Source organism: Brevundimonas sp. CURTG3B2_SDJG, from assembly GCF_057364705.1.
Genome location: NZ_JBNFOJ010000036.1, coordinates 1 through 15,711, shown reverse-complemented (window position 1 = coordinate 15,711; position 15,711 = coordinate 1). Strand labels below are relative to the sequence as shown.

Sequence of the window (15,711 nt, the reverse complement as noted above, 5' to 3'; positions counted from 1 at the left end):
GCGGGGCAAAGCGGCCCGCGCTCGTCGATGTCGCCGGTCCTGATCCTGGACCAGCGGGGGCCCGGCTGGGTCGGCGCCCCTTGGGTTTCGCCCCGGCGGCCCCGTCCGGATCCTCGGCCCTACAACGCCAAAGGCCCCCTGATCGCGGCGCTCGACTGGGGCCTGCCGCTGGACCAGGCGTTCCGCTTGCCCAATCTGGTGGCCCGCGGCGACGATTTCGGCGCCGACACGGACCGATTCTCCCCCGCCCTGCGCGACGGCCTGGCGGCGAACGGAATCCTGCTTCAGCCCAACGCCAGCGAGAACTCGGGTCTGCACGGCGGAATCTGGCGCCAGGGCCCGGACGGCTGGGCCTGGGACGGCGCCGCCGACGACCGCCGAGAAGGTGTGGCGCGGACGGAATAGGGGTAGGTTCTAGGTTCTAGGTTCTAGGTTCTAGGTTCGGGGAAGACTGCCGGAGCCCAACCCCCTAGAACCTAACCCCTAGAACCTAGTCCCTACTCGGGCTTGATGCTCAGCTGGAAGGCGATCAGCCCCTCGGACACGTCGGTGTCGACGCCATGGCCGGCGCGCAGGCCCTCGGTCTCGATCTCGCGATAGACCAGGCCGACCGAGCTCTGGATCGCGCCCCGGCGCATGGCCACGCCGATGGAAGCGTCGCCCATGAAGTTGCCGGAGTCATGGCTGACCCCCGAGCGGGCGTAGTCGCCGTCGCGGTTGCGAGCGAAGTTGTAGCCCACCGCCCGGCCCGAGCCGGCGGCGTAGACGTACCAGCGCGGGCGCTCGCCGAAGGCGTCGGACCCTTCCGGCACCAGGCGATTCAGGTCGCGGCCGATGCGCAGGGTCGCGCCGGCCTCGGTCGTGCCGCCCCGGCTGCCGACGCCGACGCCGACGTGCGGGGTCAGGGTGACGTCCAGGCCCGAGCCGGTCTGGCCCAGGGTCTCCGTCCAGCCGCGAATGTAGGTCAGGTCGTAGTGCTCGGCGTCGTAGGCGGCCGGATCCAACGGTCCCGGGGGCAGGGGGGCGCCGTCGGCGCGGCGGAGGCGGCCTTCGGTGCGCAGGCGCATCCGGTCATTGTAGGCGCCGCCGTTGAACCAGACGTCCCGGTTCGCGACGACCCAGGGCGATCCCCGCTCCGGCGCATAGCCGCTCCCGTCGGCGCGCCCGAAGTCGCGGCCGTCGATCTCGGCGAAGGTGTCGTCGTCGCTCAGCTGGCTCAGCAGGTCCGATACGGTGGTCGGCCGCTCGCGAGCGGCCCACGGATCCTTGATGGCGACCTGTCCCGACACGGCTTCGCCGGCGACCGCGGGCGCGGTGCAGACCAATGCCAAGACTCCGGCGATGAACGCCACAGGACGCATCAACGGTCCCCTCAGTCCGTTAACGAGTCCGACCCTGCACGATCCAGGCCGTCCCGCCAACTGACATTTTCACGACACTTCCTCGCCCCACCAACGGCGGCTTGGCCATGCGGGTTCCGTACGGCCGGTTGGAAGGGCGCGTCCGCCCATGAAAAAGGCGGAGCCTCAAGCTCCGCCTTTCGTCGTCTTCCAAGGGCGTCAGCCTACTGGCAGGCCAGGCACTCGTCATAGTCAGTGCGGGCCGCCGAGAAGAGGTCGGGCTGGTTCGGGTCGACGTCCGCTTCCACCTTGTCCTCGGCGCCGGCGAAGGCGGCGCGCTGCACGGACTTGGAGCGCAGGTAGTAGAGCGACTTCACGCCGGTCTCCCAAGCCCGCCAGTGCAGCATGTGCAAGTCCCACTTATCGACGTCGCCCGGGATGAACAGGTTGATCGACTGGGCCTGGCAGATTTCCGGGGCGCGGTCGGCCGACAGCTCGACGACCCAGCGCTGGTCCAGTTCGAAGGCGGTCTTGAACACCGACTTCTCGTCGTCGTTCAGGCCCGCCAGGTGCTGCACCGAGCCTTCGTGCTCGAGGATCGAGGACCAGACGGCGTCGGTGTTCAGGCCTTTGCCCTCCAGCAACTCCTCCAGATAGGGGTTCTTGACCGCGAACGAGCCCGACAGGGTCTTGTGGGTGTAGATGTTGGCCGGGATCGGCTCGATGCCGGCCGAGGTCCCGCCGCAGATGATCGAGATCGAGGCGGTCGGGGCGATCGCCAGCTTGTGCGAGAAGCGCTCCATCACGCCGCGCTCGGCGGCGTCTTCGCAGGGGCCCTTCTCCTCGGCCAGCAGGCGGCTGGCCTTGTCGGCCTCGCGGCGCAGGTGCTTGAACAGGCGCATGTTCCACGACTTGGCCATGGCGCTTTCGAAGGCCACGCCCTGCGACTGCAGGAAGGAGTGGAAGCCCATCAAGCCCAGGCCCACCGAACGCTCGCGCTTGGCGGAATAGACGGCCTGCGACATGGCCGGCGGGGCGCGGCGGATGAAGTCCTCCAGGACGTTGTCCAGGAAGCGCATCACGTCCTCGATGAACTGGGGCTCCTCGCGCCACTCCAGGAAGGTCTCGGCGTTGACCGACGACAGGCAGCAGACCGCGGTCCGGTCCACGCCCAGGTGGTCGCGGCCGGTATGCAGCATGATCTCGGCGCACAGATTGGACTGCTTGACCGACAGGCCCAGGTCCTTCTGGTGCTGCGGCATCTGCCGGTTCACCGTGTCGGCGAAGATCAGGTAGGGCTCGCCCGTCTGCAGGCGGATCTCCAGGATCTTCTGCCACAGGGCGCGGGCGTCGACCGTCTTCATCACCTCCTTGGTCTTGGGCGAGACCAGGTCGAAGGTCTTGCCGTCGCGGACCGCCTCCATGAAGGCGTCGGTGATCGAGATGCCATGGTGCAGGTTCAGAGACTTGCGGTTGAAGTCGCCCGAGGGTTTCCGGATCTCCAGGAACTCCTCGATCTCCGGGTGATGGATGTCCAGGTAGACGGCGGCCGAGCCGCGGCGCAGCGAGCCCTGGCTGATCGCCAGGGTCAGGCTGTCCATCACGCGGATGAAGGGGATGATGCCCGAGGTCTGGCCCGCGCCCTTGACCTTCTCGCCGATCGAGCGGACGCCGCCCCAGTAGGTGCCGATGCCGCCGCCGTTCGAGGCCAGGGCGACATTCTCGTTCCAGACGTTCTGGATGCCGTCCAGCGAATCTCCGACCGCGTTCAGGAAGCAGCTGATCGGCAGGCCGCGGTCCGCGCCGCCGTTCGACAGCACCGGGGTGGCCGGCATGAACCACAGTTTCGACATATAGTCGTAGACGCGCTGGGCGTGTTCGGCGTCGTCCGAGAAGGCCGTGGCGACCCGGGCGAACATGTCCTGATAGCTCTCGCCGGGCAGCAGGTAGCGGTCCTCCAGCGTCTTCTTGCCGAAGTCGGTCAGCAGGTCGTCTCTGGATCGGTCGAGCTGGATGGAGGGCACGACGGAAAGATGGGGGCGGGTCGCCGCCTCGGCATCCGCAACCGCCTGGAATTCCACCGACTTCAATGCTTCGCCGCCAGCCATCTGATCCGCGCCCTGAACTAAAATCCGTAATCGGTCCCCGCGTCCCAACCACATCATCTTGTGGCTGAAGCGCTCCCCGAGCCAACATATGGGGCGCAGATGGCTAACCAACCGTCAACGGGCTTGACGATCACTTTCTGGGCGAATCGCGTTCAAGGCGGGGGATGAGCCTGTGGACAGGGCGCGACGCGGGCATGACGGCCGGCGCAGAAAAACGATCACGAACGCGTGAGGGGAACGTCCCACAAACGGGACCGTTAGCTTGACCATGACCGGGGATCAGCAAGTCGTATTCTGGCGTCGCGCATGGCGTGTGGCGCGTTCCGAAATCGCCGCCCTGAGCGCGCTCCTGATCGTGGCGCTGGGGGTCATGACCTTCGTCGAGGTCGCCGATGACATGACCGAGGCGGACGGCCAGAGGTTCGACCAGGCCGTCCTGTACTGGCTTCAGCCCGCGCCCGGCCATCCGCGCGGGCCCTGGTGGTTGCACGAGGCGGCCGCCGACCTGACGTCATTGGGCGGCATTTCCGTACTGACTCTGTTCGCGGTGATCGCCCTGGCCTTCCTGCTGATCCAGCGCAAGCGGCTGTCGGCCCTGCTCATGGTCGTCGGCCTGCTGGGCGGGGTGGCCCTCAGCGAGGGCCTGAAGGCGCTGTTCGAGCGCGCGCGGCCGCCGGTCGAATACCAGGCGGTCGAGACCCTGAACGCCAGCTTCCCGTCCGGCCACGCCCTGCTTTCGACCGTCTTCTACCTGACGCTGGGCGTCATGCTGACCCGGGCCTTTCCCCAGAAGCGGCTGAAGGCCTTCGTGCTCGGAACGGCCGTCTTCATCGTCCTTCTGGTCGGCCTGACCCGGATCTATCTTGGCGCCCACTGGGCGTCCGACGTCGTTGCCGGCTGGTGCGCGGGCGCCGCCTGGGCCATGGCCCTTTGGCTGGTCGCCTACGCCGTCGAGCGCCGCCAGCAGGCCGCCCACGCCGCCCTGCAGGACCAGCCGGCCAACGACTGACCGCCGCTGCGAGTCGTTTTCGCTTGCCTCGCGCCCCCGTCGCCCGTAGACGCCGCCTCGTCATCGGGGAGTAGCCGCCCGCCGCGTCATATGCGGGGTTCGCGTCAACACACTTTCCCTCGCCCGGAGGGAATGGCGCGATCGGATCTTCGGATCCTGGCAAGACCGCTGGCTTCGCAGGGTGATCTCCACGCGGGGCCCGGCTGCGAACGCCACAGGTCCGTCCGCCGACGCCCCCGCGAACGATGATGTCTTGGAAGCCTTCCTGATCTCGACCGGCCTGGTCTCCATCGCGGAGATCGGGGACAAGACCATGCTGCTGGCCATCGTGCTGGCCGCCGCCTGGCGCCGCCCCCTGCCGATCATCCTCGGCATCCTGACCGCCACCCTGGCCAATCACGCCTTCGCCGCCGTCGCCGGCTCGGTGCTGGGCCACTTCATGCAAGGCGAGTGGGTGCGCTGGGTCGTTGGCCTGGCCTTCCTAGGCTTCGCCGGCTGGGCCCTGATCCCCGACAAGTTCGAGGAAAAGCCCGACGTCGCCGAGAAGACCTTCGCCGGCGTCTTCTGGACCACCACGGCCGCCTTCTTCGTGATCGAGATGGGCGACAAGACCCAGGTCGCGACGGCCATGCTGGCCACCCAATTCCCCCTGCTCCTCGTGGTGGCCGGTTCGACGCTGGGCATGATGCTGGTCAACGGCCCGGCGGTGCTGCTGGGCGAGGCGGCGGCGAGGCGGCTGCCGCTGAAATGGATCCGGTTCGCCGCCGCCGCCGGTTTCGCCGCGACGGGGGTGTGGGTTCTCCTCGCAGGCTGATATAGGCGACGGCTCTTCCCCTCCGCCGAAGCTCGCCCGAATGAAGTCCCTCCTGCGCCTGACGGCCGTCGCCGTCCTGGTGGTCCTGCTGACACTGATGATCGGGCCCTTTGCAGGAGCTGAGGCGGCGACCGGGGTGTGGGACAAGGCCGCGCATTTCGTGGCGTTCGGCCTGTTCCTGTGGAGCTTCGGAGTCCTGTTCCGCCGCCTGCCCCGCCTCTGGGCGGCCGTCCTGGTCATCGCCCTGGGCGCCGCGGTGGAGCTGATCCAGGGCCTGGTCGGCCGCGACGCCAGCTGGGGGGACCTGCTCGCGGACAGCCTGGGCGTCCTGGCGGCCCTGGCGTTGTGGGCGGTCTGGCGCGGGTTCCGGCCGCGCGCCGCGTTTCAGACCTCGAACACCCGATAGGGCGCGTCGCCCAGGGTCCGGAGCACCGGCAGGGCGACATTGTAGACCGGCACGCCCTTGTGGGTCCGGCCCTCGGGCGCTCCGCGGTGCGCATGGCCGTGCACCACCAGGCTGACGTTGTCGTAGCGATCGATGGTCTCGCCCAGGCGCGACGAGCCCAGAAAGGCGTGGATCTCGGGCGGCTCGCCCATCACCGTGTCCACGACCGGAGAGTAGTGCAGCAGCACCACGGACCGCTCGGTGCGCAGCATCCGGATCGAGTTCTCGATGGCGTTGGCGTCCTCGACGGCTTCCTGGACGAAGCTCTTGATCGAAGCCTCGCCGAAGGGACTCAGCATGTAGCGCCCGAAACCGCCGACGAACCCCTTCCCGCCAGCGAAGCCCACGCCTTCGATCTCGTAGGCGTGGCCGGTGAGCATCCGCACCCCGGCGTCGGTCAGCAACTGGGTCACGTGCTCCGGCTGGCCGCACTCGTGCTCGTGATTGCCCAGAACGCCGACCATGGGAATCTTGCAGGACCGGATGTCCTCCAGAAGGATCTCGACCTCGCGGGTCTTGCCGAAATTGGTCAGGTCGCCGCACAGGCACAGGACGTCGGCGTCCTCATGCACCCGCTCGAATAGGTCGCGATGCGGCCGCTCATGCGCCTCGCCGACATGCAGGTCGCCGACGGCGGCCACGCGCAGTTTCTTGGGCGGGCCGGGCTCCAGCCCGGGCTGGGGCGTCTGAGGGTCTGTTGCTCCGGAGGCGGGCGGCGGCGTTTCAGGGGATGGGGTCATGGCGCTCCTCGAGCCCCTTGCCCACGATGTCGCCGAAGCCCCATTCGGTGATGTCGGCGATGTAGTCGCGCGGGCTGAACAGCCGCCCGCGGCAGACCTTGACGCGCGGCGCCGGCAGGTCGATCTGGGCCCGCAGCCGCTCGGTCAGCTCCACCATCAGCCAGGTCGGGACCTTGTCCCGCTCGGTGGGATAGGCGAACCGGAAATTGATCAAGTGCGAGAACAGCACTTCCCAGTAGAGGTCCATCTGGTCCAGCAGGCTCTTCCAGTCGATGGCCTCGGACTGCTTCAGGATGACGTGGTTCACGTCGGCCCCGTCGTAGCGGTAGCGATCCTGGATGAAGACCTTGGACAAGATCAGGGCCGTCGGCGGGGTGATGCCGACCTCGTGGCCATAGACCTGGATGGTGTCTTGTCCGAACCAGCTGTCGTTGACCGCGATGGTGCCGTTCGACATGGCGAAGATCACGTCGAAGAAATGCTTGTCGTCCTTCCAGACCTTGGCGATCCAGCGCTCGTCCTCGACGTCGGTGCGGTAGCCGCGCGCCTGGAAGAAGGCCAGGATCCTGGGGTAGTCGCCGGGCTTGCAGAAGACGTCGAGGTCCTTCGTCGGCCGGCTGATCCCGGTGTAGGCTGTGACCGCATAGGTGCCCGACAGAAGGAAGGGCACGCCGCTCTCCTTCAGCAGCCGCAGGCTCTCCTCGTAGAAGGCGATGGCCTCGGGCGGGGGATGGAAGCTGGGGTCGGAGACGGTGTCTGACACGGCGGATCCTCCGCGACGCGAACGGAGGGCGGCGCGGGCGGAAAACGGTTCGAAACGCGCCCGGGTTCCGTGGCCGGCGCGCGCCGTTACGGGAACTTCCTCATGGGAACGCCTTCGTTTTGTTTACGTATTCCCCGTAACGCTCGCGGGATGGGAGTGGGACCGGGAGGGTCTCCGGTTGAAAGGTCGTTGGCGTCTGTTCAGGCATGAGGCGGGCCGGGTCGCGGGTCCGCCGCCGTGGGTCTATGTCCTGCTGTTCGCCCTTTCGCAGCTCATCGGGCACTGGAGCGTGGCGACCTATGGGACCGTGACGGTCTGGCTGTCGAACGGCGTCATGGCGGCCGCGCTGCTGCAGTTGCACCGCCGGCCGGCGATGGCCGTGCTCACCGCCTGCTTCACCATCAACATCTTCTCCAACACCTTCCGGGGCGATCCCGGCGCCTTCCTCTGGATCAACGCCCTGCTGAACATCGGCGAGGCCGCTCTGGTCGCCGTACTGGCCCGTCGGTATTGCGGCGCCGCGCTGGACATGCGCCGTCCGGGCCGTCTGTTCCGCTTCGCCCTGATCGCCGCGGTGGCGGTGGCGGCGACCGCGGCGGTCGGCTTCACCCTTTCGGCCTTGATCCGCCATCCGCCCCTCGCCCTGCTGCTCTTCAACCTCCAGGCCTTCTCGGTGGTCGAGCTGATGGGCCTGCTGCTGGTGACGCCCATCCTGCTGATGTTCGCCCGCGCTCATCGCTTCCAGGGCATGGCCCGTGCGCGCCGGCCCGAGGCGGTGGCGCTGATGGCCCTCATGGTCGTCGTGACCGCGGCCGTCTTCTGGCAGAGCGACAGCCCCCTGCTGTTCCTGACGTTCCCGCCGATGCTGCTGATCGGCCTGCGCCTGTCGCCGACCATGGCGGCGTCGGCCCTGATCGTCCTGGCCGCCATCAGCGGCGTGGGGACCCTGACCGGTCACGGGCCGGTGCATCTGGCGCGTCTGCTGGACCTGCCGGGGCTGGAGGCTGTTCCGCCGATGCTGCGGCGGCTGGGCATCTACAATCTCTTCATGCTGGCCATGGTGTTCACGGTCCTGCCGCTCAGCACCGTGATGAGCGAGCGCCGTCGCCTCGAGGCTCAGTTACGCGCCCGGACGGCCGCAGCCCAGGATGCCCGCCGCAAGGCCGAGGACGCAGCGGCCGCCCGTGCGCGCTTCCTGGCCATGATGAGCCACGAGATGCGCACCCCGCTGAACGGCGTCGCCGGCTTCGCCGACCTGCTGGCCGCCCGCGCGGACCTGGATCCCGAGGCCGTCCGCCAAGCACGCAAGATCCGCGAATCCAGCGACGGCCTGCTGATGCTGGTCGAGGACGTGCTGGACTTCGCCCGTGGGGATGACGCGGTCACGCCCGAGCCGCTGGACCTGGCCGCCGTGGCCCGCGAGGCGGCGATCCCCAGTCAGGCCGCGGCCGACGCACGGGGGCTGACGCTGACGATCGACAGCCGGCTGCCCGAAGCCGCGCGCTTCGCCGCCGACCGCCGGGCCTTGCGCCAGGCCTTGCATCCGCTGATCGCCAATGCGGTGAAGTTCTCGGAGCGCGGCGGGGCGACCGTGCGGCTGGAGGAATCGGCCGACGGGGTCGCGATCCGGGTCTCGGACACCGGCTGCGGCATCTGCCCGACCCTCCTGCCGAACCTGTTCGAGGCCTTCGCCCAGGGCGATGCCTCGATCCGCCGCAGTCATTCCGGCGCCGGCCTGGGCCTGGCCTTGGCGGCCCGTCACGTGAAGCGGCTGGGCGGCTGCATCGACGTCGACAGCCGGCCGGGGAGGGGCGACCTTCACCCTTCACCTGCCCCTGCCGCGTGTGGCCGACGCGGATCCGGCGGCGCACGCCGGGCAGGCCGCGCCGGACGACGATGACGGGCGGGGCCCTCGCATCCTCGTCGTCGACGACCATCCCGTGAACCGCGAGGTGGCTCGCATCATGCTGGAGGCGCTGGGCTGCGAGGTGGTCGAGGTCTGCGACGGCGGCGAGGCCGTGGAGGCGGTGCGCGACCAGGCCTTCGACCTGGTCCTGATGGACGTCCGAATGCCTCGCATGGACGGGCTGGAGGCGACGCGCCGCATCCGCGCCCTGCCAGGCGGCGCAGGCGACTTGGCCATCGTCGCCATGACCGCCGACGCCATGCCCGAGGACGTGGCGGGTTGTCTGGCGGCGGGTATGAACGCCCACCTGGCCAAGCCGATCAATCAAGCGGGCCTGTTCGACGCGGTGTCGCGCGCCCTGTCGGGCGAACTGCCGCCGGCCCGGGTCGCCCGGGCGGCCTGACCCATCCCTTCAGGCTTCAGGGAAACGCTCCGCCCAGAACGCCTTCAGCTCGGGCAGGGCGTCCACTCTCTTCATCACCGCGCTCATCCGCGGGGCGACTTCGGCGAACCGATCGCGCCGGGGCGTCCAGCGGCTGGCGGTGGCGACGTAGAGGTCCAGGACCGTCAGTTCGTCGCCCAGCAGGAAGCGGCCCGGCTCGATCTGGCTCTCCATGATCCGCCAGCACTGGGCGATGCGCTCGGCGGTGCGGACCTTGATCCGCTCCTGATCTTCCGGATCGTCCCCGCCCAGCCGCGACGGCACGTCCCGGACCCAGAACATCGAATAGATCGAGGCCGGCACGAAGGTCATCCAACGCAGGAACTGCGCCCGCAGCGGATGGGCCGGCTCGGGGGCCAGGGCCGCCTCGGGATGCTGTTCGGCCAGCCAGATCAGAATGGCGGCGCTTTCGGTGACGGTTTCGCCGTCCGGCGTGACCAGGACGGGGATCTGCCGCATCGGATTGACCGAAGCGACCTTGTCCCGCTCGTGGTCTCCCTCCCAGGTGATCGCCTCGATCACCTCGAACGGGGCGCCAATCAGGGTCAGGGCGGCTTCCACCGGAACCGAGCCCGAACCCGCGGCGCCATAGACGGTGTAGGTCATGACAGTTTCCTTCTTCGTCGCCGTCAGACTGCGCCCGAAGGGCGGGTGTCGCACGCAAGTCGTTGGACGCAGACCATAAGCCGAGCTTGGGACTGCTCCCCGCTCATCCCCAGTTGCGTATGGCTCAGCTACTACATCTAGCGGTCGCGAAAAATGTGATCGCAATATAGCCGCAATTCGGCTTGGCGCCGGACCCGCCGGGACGCATGGTGAAACCCACTTCCAACGGATTCGCCGTCAGAGCTCCCGATGAACGCGCACGCCTCGATCCTGCCCGCCACGCCCGGCCTGCTGACGCCGTCGGCCGCTTACAAGCCGTTCCGCTATCCGTGGGCGTTCGACATGTGGAAGAAGCAGCAGCAGGTCCACTGGATGCCCGAGGAGGTGCCTCTGGGCGAGGACATGAAGGACTGGGCCGTCAATCTGAATGACGGCGAGAGGAACCTGCTGACCCAGATCTTCCGCTTCTTCACCCAGGCCGACATCGAGGTCCAGGACAACTACATGGAGCGCTACGGTCGGGTGTTCAAACCGACCGAGGTCAAGATGATGCTGGCGAGCTTCGCCAACATGGAGACCATTCACATCGCGGCCTACGCCTTGCTGCTCGAGACCATCGGCATGCCCGAGGCCGAGTTCGGCGCCTTCATGGAATACGAGGCCATGAGGGACAAGCACGATTACATGGGCCAGTTCGGCGTGGATTCGGACGCCGACATCTGCCGGACGCTGGCGATGTTCGGCGGCTTCGCCGAGGGGCTTCAGCTGTTCGCCAGCTTCGCCATGCTGATGAACTTCCCACGCCAGAACAAGATGAAGGGCATGGGCCAGATCGTCAGCTGGTCGGTGCGCGACGAGAGCCTGCACTGCGAGGGCATCATCAAGCTGTACCATGCCTTCAACAAGGAGACGGGCGCGGTCACCAAGTCGGTCGCCGACGATATCGTCGAGTGCTGCAAGACCGTGGTCCACATGGAAGACAAGTTCATCGACCTGGCCTTCGAGATGGGTCCGGTGAACGGCATGACCCCGGACGACATCAAGGCCTACATCCGCTTCATCGCCGACTGGCGCCTGCGCCAGCTGCAGCTGCCGGAAGTCTATGGTGTGAAAGAGAACCCGTTGCCGTGGCTGCAGGCCCTGCTGTCGGGCGTCGAGCACGCCAACTTCTTCGAGGCCCGCGCCACCGAATACTCCAAGGCCGCGACCAAGGGCGCGTGGCACGGCGCCGACGGCGTCTGGGGCTCGTTCGACGCCCTGATGAAGAAGCGCAAGGAAGAGGGCGCGGGGGCCTGATCCCGCCCGCCAACGTCGCCCTGGTCGGCTTCGGCTATGCGGGCCGGACCTTCCATGCCCCGCTGATCGACGCCTGCGAAGGGTTGCGCCTGCATGCGATCGTCACCGGCAGACGGGACGAGGTCCTGGCCGCCTGGCCCGACGCGCGCGCCGTGGCGAGCCTCGAAGAGGCCCTGGCCGATCCCGCCGTGGACCTGGTGGTCCTGGCCACGCCCAACGCGCTTCACGCGCCCCAGGCCCGCGCGGCGCTTCAGGCCGGCAAGGGCGTCGTCGTCGACAAGCCCTTCGCCCTGACCCTGGCCGAGGCGCGCGAGGTTGCGGCCGTGGCGCGAGAGCGGGGCCTGTTCCTGTCGGTCTTCCACAACCGCCGCTGGGACGCCGACTTCCTGGCGCTGAGGCGCGAGATCGAGGCCGGAACGTTGGGTGACGTCGTCACGCTCGAAAGCCGGTTCGACCGCTATCGCCCCGAGGTCCGCGACCGCTGGCGCGAGCGGGACGAGCCGGGCGGCGGGATCTGGAACGACCTGGGGCCGCACCTGATCGACCAGGTCCTGGTCCTGTTCGGCCGCCCGCTGGGCGTGACCTGCGACCTCGCCGTGCTCAGGGCCGGCGGCCAGGCCGTCGACTGGGCCCGCGCCGTCCTGCGCTACGCCGACAAACGGGTGATCCTGAACGCCGACATGACGACCCCCGCGCCGGACGTCCGCTTCGCCGTCCATGGGCGAAAGGCCAGCTGGCTGAAGTCCGGCCTGGACGTGCAGGAGGACCAGCTGAAGGCGGGCGTCCCGGTTCGAGGCCCCGGCTGGGGCGTCGATCCGTCTCCGCCGGTGGTCGTGGACGGCGCCACGGGCGCGCGGACGGTCGCTCCCGGTCCGCCCGGCGACTGCCTGGCCTACTACGACGCTGTCGCCCGGGCGCTGGCAGGGAAGGGCCCGAATCCGGTCCCGCCAGAGCAGGCGCTGGCCGTCATGGAGGTGCTGGAGGCGGGGATCGAGAGCGATCGCCAGCGTGCCGAAGCGAGGCTGATCGCGAGCGGAATCTAGGGAGCGGGCGACCAATACATTCGGGCCGATACAAGCGCGATACGGCGTCGGAGACAGCCGGGACATTTCCTGGACACCCGCGACATGCGCGACAACCGGCGCCGATGCGCCCTCACGTCCCCGGCTGCACGTACGGTATCCGACCGAAGAAGCGGCGCTCGTCCCCGCGCGGATCGTTCTCCATTCGCGACGTCCGGTCCAGCACCATCGTCTCGCGGCGCTCAAGCGAATAGGGCGTCCACGTCGGCAGGCCGGGGTGGTTCGGCGATCCGGTCCGGGCGAAGGCGATGAGGGCGTCGGCCATCCGGTCCGACATCGCCTGGGCGTCCGGCCCGACGGCGCCCGAGCCTTCGGCGCGGACGTTGTCCAGCATCAGGGGGATGTCCGACGCGTGGTAGGCCCCGGTCCGCCCGTTGGGCAGCCGCGAGGCCCAGTCCAGCTGATAGACGAAGGCGGGCGATCCCTGCGCAGCCCGGGCCTCGGCCTCGATCACCGCCGCCCGCCAGGAGCGCGCCGCGGTGGTGGCCCGGATCAGCACCTGGTCGGGGATCATCTCCGGATGCTCGTGGCGGTACCAGGCGACGACCTCTTCCGGGGCGACGTCGATCCGCATCTGGGCCGGGGTCAGGCGGGCGGGCAGCGTCTCCCAGGCCAGGTTCGCATTGGCCGGATCGTTCCCGAGGAAGGCCAAGGTCTCCTCGCGGCAGTTGCCGATCATCATCGGTATGGCCGCCGACTGGGGCGGGGCGTCGGGCCAGAACGGATGGCGAGTCAGCGTCCGGCCGTCCAGCACCGGCCCGAAGTATAGCGAGCCGCCCAGGATCGGGTCGGTCGCGCCGGCGGCCTCGATCAGCCCTTCGACCGGCAGGGTCCGAACCTCGCCGATCCGATCGCGGGTCAGGCCCAGCGCCTCCAGCCAGGCCTCGGCGCGGCGCGTGGCGTTCAGCGGGCCGGATGCGGTCACCTGCTGGCCGCTCATGGTGGCGGCGCGATGGAACAGGCCCGCGGCGGCGGGCATGGCCATCAGGGTGGCGATCTTGGCGCCCCCGCCCGACTGGCCGACCAATGTCACGCAGCCGGGATCGCCGCCGAAGGCCGCGATCTCGTCGCGCACCCACTGCAGCGCCAGCACCAGGTCCAGCTGGCCCAGATTGCCGCTGTCCTCGAACCCAGGCGCCAGTCTCGCCAGCGAGACATATCCCAGCGGCCCCAGCCGATGGTTGACGGTGACGACGACCACGTCGCCCCGCGCCGCCAGCCGCGCACCCTCGGTCAGGGGGCTGGAGCCCGATCCGGTCGAATAGGCGCCGCCGTGGATGTAGACGATCACCGGGCGCCGACCGGCGTCCAGGCCTGGAGTCCAGAGGTTCAGCCGCAGGCAGTCCTCGGACTGGTTCGGCTCGCTTCCGCGCTGGGGACAGGCGGGTCCATAGTCCCGGCCGAACAGAGGCTCGGCCCACGACGGCGGCGGAACCGGAGGTTGGAAACGGCGCGGGCCGGTGTCGGCGCCGTAGGGGATGCCCCGGAAGGCCAGGATCCCGCCTTGGGATCGACCGACCAAGGGCCCGTGACGGGTCCGGCCTGGCACATCGACTGATCGAGCCCGCGCGCCGGTCGCTCCGGTCAGCGCCGCGGCGCCCAGCGCCAGGCCCAGTCCGCGCCGGGTCAGATCCCCGCGTACCACTCGTACCCCCGGTCCTCCCAATAGCCGCCCCGGCCGCCGCCCAGATGGGCGAAGCTCTCCACCGCCTCGATCCGGCGGATGTATTTGGCGTGCTTGTAGCCCAGCTGCCGCTCGACCCGGAGCCGCAGCGGCGCGCCATGCGGCACGGGCAGGACCTGGCCGTTCATCTCATAAGCCAGGATGGTCTGGGGATGGCGGGCGTCGGTCAGGTCGATGCTTTCGTAATAGCGCTCGCCGTCCTCCTGCTGATCCAGGGCGTCGAAGCAGTGGAAGACGATGTAGCGGACCTCGGGCTTGAGCCGGGCTTCCTCCAGCAGCGTCTCCAGCCGCACGCCGGTCCATTCGGCGATGGAGGTCCAGCCCTCGACGCAGTCGTGCTTGGTGATCTGGGTCCGCGCCGGCCGGGCCCGCAGGTCCGCCAGGCTCAGCGACAATGGCCGCTCAACCAGGCCGTCGACGACCAAGCGATAGCCGGCGAAACCGCCCGCTTTCAGGGCCAGGTAGTCGGCGGCCTGCGGATCGGTCGAGCCGTTGGGTCGGAAGTCGGGCGAGATGTCGGCCCTCGTATAGGTCGGAGCCAGCGCGTCCCGGGGGACCAGCAGCCGCTGCGTCCGGCGGGTCAGGCCCTCGGACATCCGCCGGGCCTGGTCAGACAGGGCGTAGGCGGCGCGGTCGCAGGCGGCCAGGGCCGAGGCGGCCGCGGTCGCCAACAGGCCGGTCAGCCAGCGGCGTCGGTTCATGGCGCCTCTCCCTCGTCCTTCTCGATCCGGAACCAGCCGGTGGTCATCGCCCGCATATTGTTCGCCAAGCCCGTCCAGACGACCAGGCCGACGTGGACCAGGATGAAGCCGACGATCAGGGTGGCGGCGATGAAATGCAGGGTTCGCGCCGACTGACGCCCGCCCAGCAGCTCAAGCAGCCCGCCGCCGATCGCGTTGAAGCCCGGCGACATCGACAGGCCGGTGATCAGCATCAGCGGCAGGACGACCAGGATCATCGCCAGGTAGGTCAGCTTCTGCAGCACGTTGTAGGCCCGCGCCCGGTCGTCCCGGGGAAAGCGCAACCGCGCGTGCTCGGCGACCGAGGCGGGCAGGTCCCGGAGGTCGGCCCGGGTCGGCCACAGCCGCCGTGCGAACCGGCGCGAGACCAGCCCCCAGGCCAGATAGGCCAGGCCGTTCAGGACGAAAATCCAGGCGAACAGGAAATGCCAGTGCCGCGCGGTCGCCAGGTCGCGCACGGACGGGATCATCATCCAGCCCGGCGGCGTCGGGGGACTGAACCAGGGGTCAGCGAAGGTCGACTTCAGGCCCCAGTAGAGGTGCGGGTGCGCCTGCAGGATGTTCAGCCCGCTCATCAAGAGCACCACCACCGCGGCGACGTTCAGCCAGGTGGGTCGACCCGCACCCACAGGGGATGGCGCCAGACGTCCGCCGCCGCCGTCGCGCGCGGCCGGTCGGCGGGGGAGGCGAGGTCGGGCGAGGCCGGAGTCTCGATCATGCGGCCGGACGGTGTCAC

The 15,711-nt window shown here is 69.0% G+C and carries 15 protein-coding genes, 1 pseudogene and 1 riboswitch; of the genes and pseudogenes, 8 read left to right on the top strand and 8 right to left on the bottom strand.

What is annotated here, in order from left to right; all coding sequences use genetic code 11:
* Positions 1-405 (top strand): annotated as a pseudogene (locus tag AC2W7C_RS03980) (gamma-glutamyltransferase); the annotation flags it as partial.
* A 92-nt stretch (positions 406-497) separates the two neighbouring features.
* Here AC2W7C_RS03980 and AC2W7C_RS03975 read toward each other — a convergent pair.
* Entirely contained in the window at positions 498-1,361 is an 864-nt protein-coding gene (locus tag AC2W7C_RS03975) for a lipid A-modifier LpxR family protein (protein ID WP_486000279.1), read from the bottom strand.
* 203 nt (positions 1,362-1,564) lie between these two features.
* Complete coding sequence (locus AC2W7C_RS03970; protein WP_486000278.1) at positions 1,565-3,448, bottom strand: ribonucleoside-diphosphate reductase subunit alpha; 1,884 nt, start codon at positions 3,446-3,448, stop codon at positions 1,565-1,567.
* A 268-nt stretch (positions 3,449-3,716) separates the two neighbouring features.
* Here AC2W7C_RS03970 and AC2W7C_RS03965 point away from each other — a divergent pair, with 268 nt between their 5' ends.
* The 3 genes from AC2W7C_RS03965 (at position 3,717) to AC2W7C_RS03955 (ending at position 5,677) form a co-directional block, all read left to right on the top strand.
* Positions 3,717-4,457, top strand: a complete 741-nt coding sequence (locus AC2W7C_RS03965; RefSeq protein ID WP_486000280.1) for a phosphatase PAP2 family protein — start codon at positions 3,717-3,719, stop codon at positions 4,455-4,457.
* Positions 4,458-4,509: 52 nt separating this feature from the next.
* Positions 4,510-4,615, top strand: a riboswitch (yybP-ykoY riboswitch).
* Between the two features lie 95 nt (positions 4,616-4,710).
* A complete protein-coding gene (locus AC2W7C_RS03960; RefSeq protein WP_486000277.1) occupies positions 4,711-5,271 on the top strand; it encodes a TMEM165/GDT1 family protein in 561 nt (186 codons plus the stop codon).
* A gap of 40 nt (positions 5,272-5,311) precedes the next feature.
* Complete coding sequence (locus tag AC2W7C_RS03955; RefSeq protein ID WP_486000276.1) at positions 5,312-5,677, top strand: VanZ family protein; 366 nt, start codon at positions 5,312-5,314, stop codon at positions 5,675-5,677.
* Here AC2W7C_RS03955 and AC2W7C_RS03950 read toward each other — a convergent pair.
* Positions 5,656-6,456: a metallophosphoesterase family protein gene (locus AC2W7C_RS03950; protein WP_486000275.1), complete on the bottom strand. Its 801-nt coding sequence runs from the start codon at positions 6,454-6,456 to the stop codon at positions 5,656-5,658. The two genes, AC2W7C_RS03955 and AC2W7C_RS03950, sit on opposite strands and share 22 nt — an antisense overlap.
* Positions 6,440-7,219 carry a hypothetical protein gene (locus AC2W7C_RS03945; protein ID WP_486000274.1) on the bottom strand — a complete coding sequence of 260 codons (780 nt, stop codon included), beginning with the start codon at positions 7,217-7,219 and terminating at the stop codon, positions 6,440-6,442. Before AC2W7C_RS03945 ends, AC2W7C_RS03950 begins: the two co-directional genes overlap by 17 nt.
* A 178-nt stretch (positions 7,220-7,397) precedes the next feature.
* On the opposite strand from AC2W7C_RS03945, the gene AC2W7C_RS03940 reads away from it, so the two are divergent.
* Both AC2W7C_RS03940 and AC2W7C_RS03935 read left to right on the top strand, forming a co-directional pair.
* Entirely contained in the window at positions 7,398-9,119 is a 1,722-nt protein-coding gene (locus tag AC2W7C_RS03940) for a sensor histidine kinase (RefSeq protein ID WP_486000273.1), read from the top strand.
* Positions 9,064-9,528: a response regulator gene (locus tag AC2W7C_RS03935; RefSeq protein ID WP_486000272.1), complete on the top strand. Its 465-nt coding sequence runs from the start codon at positions 9,064-9,066 to the stop codon at positions 9,526-9,528. The genes AC2W7C_RS03940 and AC2W7C_RS03935 overlap by 56 nt, the downstream gene beginning before the upstream one ends.
* Positions 9,529-9,537: 9 nt before the next feature.
* On the opposite strand, the gene AC2W7C_RS03930 is transcribed toward AC2W7C_RS03935, so the two are convergent.
* Entirely contained in the window at positions 9,538-10,173 is a 636-nt protein-coding gene (locus AC2W7C_RS03930; protein ID WP_486000271.1) for a glutathione S-transferase family protein, read from the bottom strand.
* A 249-nt stretch (positions 10,174-10,422) separates the two neighbouring features.
* Between AC2W7C_RS03930 and AC2W7C_RS03925 the strand changes: the two genes are divergently transcribed.
* Both AC2W7C_RS03925 and AC2W7C_RS03920 read left to right on the top strand, forming a co-directional pair.
* The gene (locus AC2W7C_RS03925; protein WP_486000270.1) at positions 10,423-11,469 is read left to right on the top strand and encodes a ribonucleotide-diphosphate reductase subunit beta; all 1,047 of its coding nucleotides are present in this window, start codon (positions 10,423-10,425) and stop codon (positions 11,467-11,469) included.
* Complete coding sequence (locus AC2W7C_RS03920; protein ID WP_486000269.1) at positions 11,391-12,512, top strand: oxidoreductase; 1,122 nt, start codon at positions 11,391-11,393, stop codon at positions 12,510-12,512. Before AC2W7C_RS03925 ends, AC2W7C_RS03920 begins: the two co-directional genes overlap by 79 nt.
* 112 nt (positions 12,513-12,624) lie before the next feature.
* Here AC2W7C_RS03920 and AC2W7C_RS03915 read toward each other — a convergent pair whose 3' ends face one another.
* The 3 genes from AC2W7C_RS03915 to AC2W7C_RS03905 are packed head-to-tail and all read right to left on the bottom strand — an operon-like array spanning position 12,625 to position 15,604.
* Positions 12,625-14,196, bottom strand: a complete 1,572-nt coding sequence (locus AC2W7C_RS03915; protein ID WP_486000268.1) for a carboxylesterase/lipase family protein — start codon at positions 14,194-14,196, stop codon at positions 12,625-12,627.
* Positions 14,178-14,936: a molybdopterin-binding protein gene (locus tag AC2W7C_RS03910; protein WP_486000267.1), complete on the bottom strand. Its 759-nt coding sequence runs from the start codon at positions 14,934-14,936 to the stop codon at positions 14,178-14,180. Before AC2W7C_RS03910 ends, AC2W7C_RS03915 begins: the two co-directional genes overlap by 19 nt.
* Positions 14,933-15,604, bottom strand: a complete 672-nt coding sequence (locus AC2W7C_RS03905; protein WP_486000266.1) for a cytochrome b/b6 domain-containing protein — start codon at positions 15,602-15,604, stop codon at positions 14,933-14,935. Before AC2W7C_RS03905 ends, AC2W7C_RS03910 begins: the two co-directional genes overlap by 4 nt.
* Between the last annotated feature and the right edge of the window lie 107 nt (positions 15,605-15,711).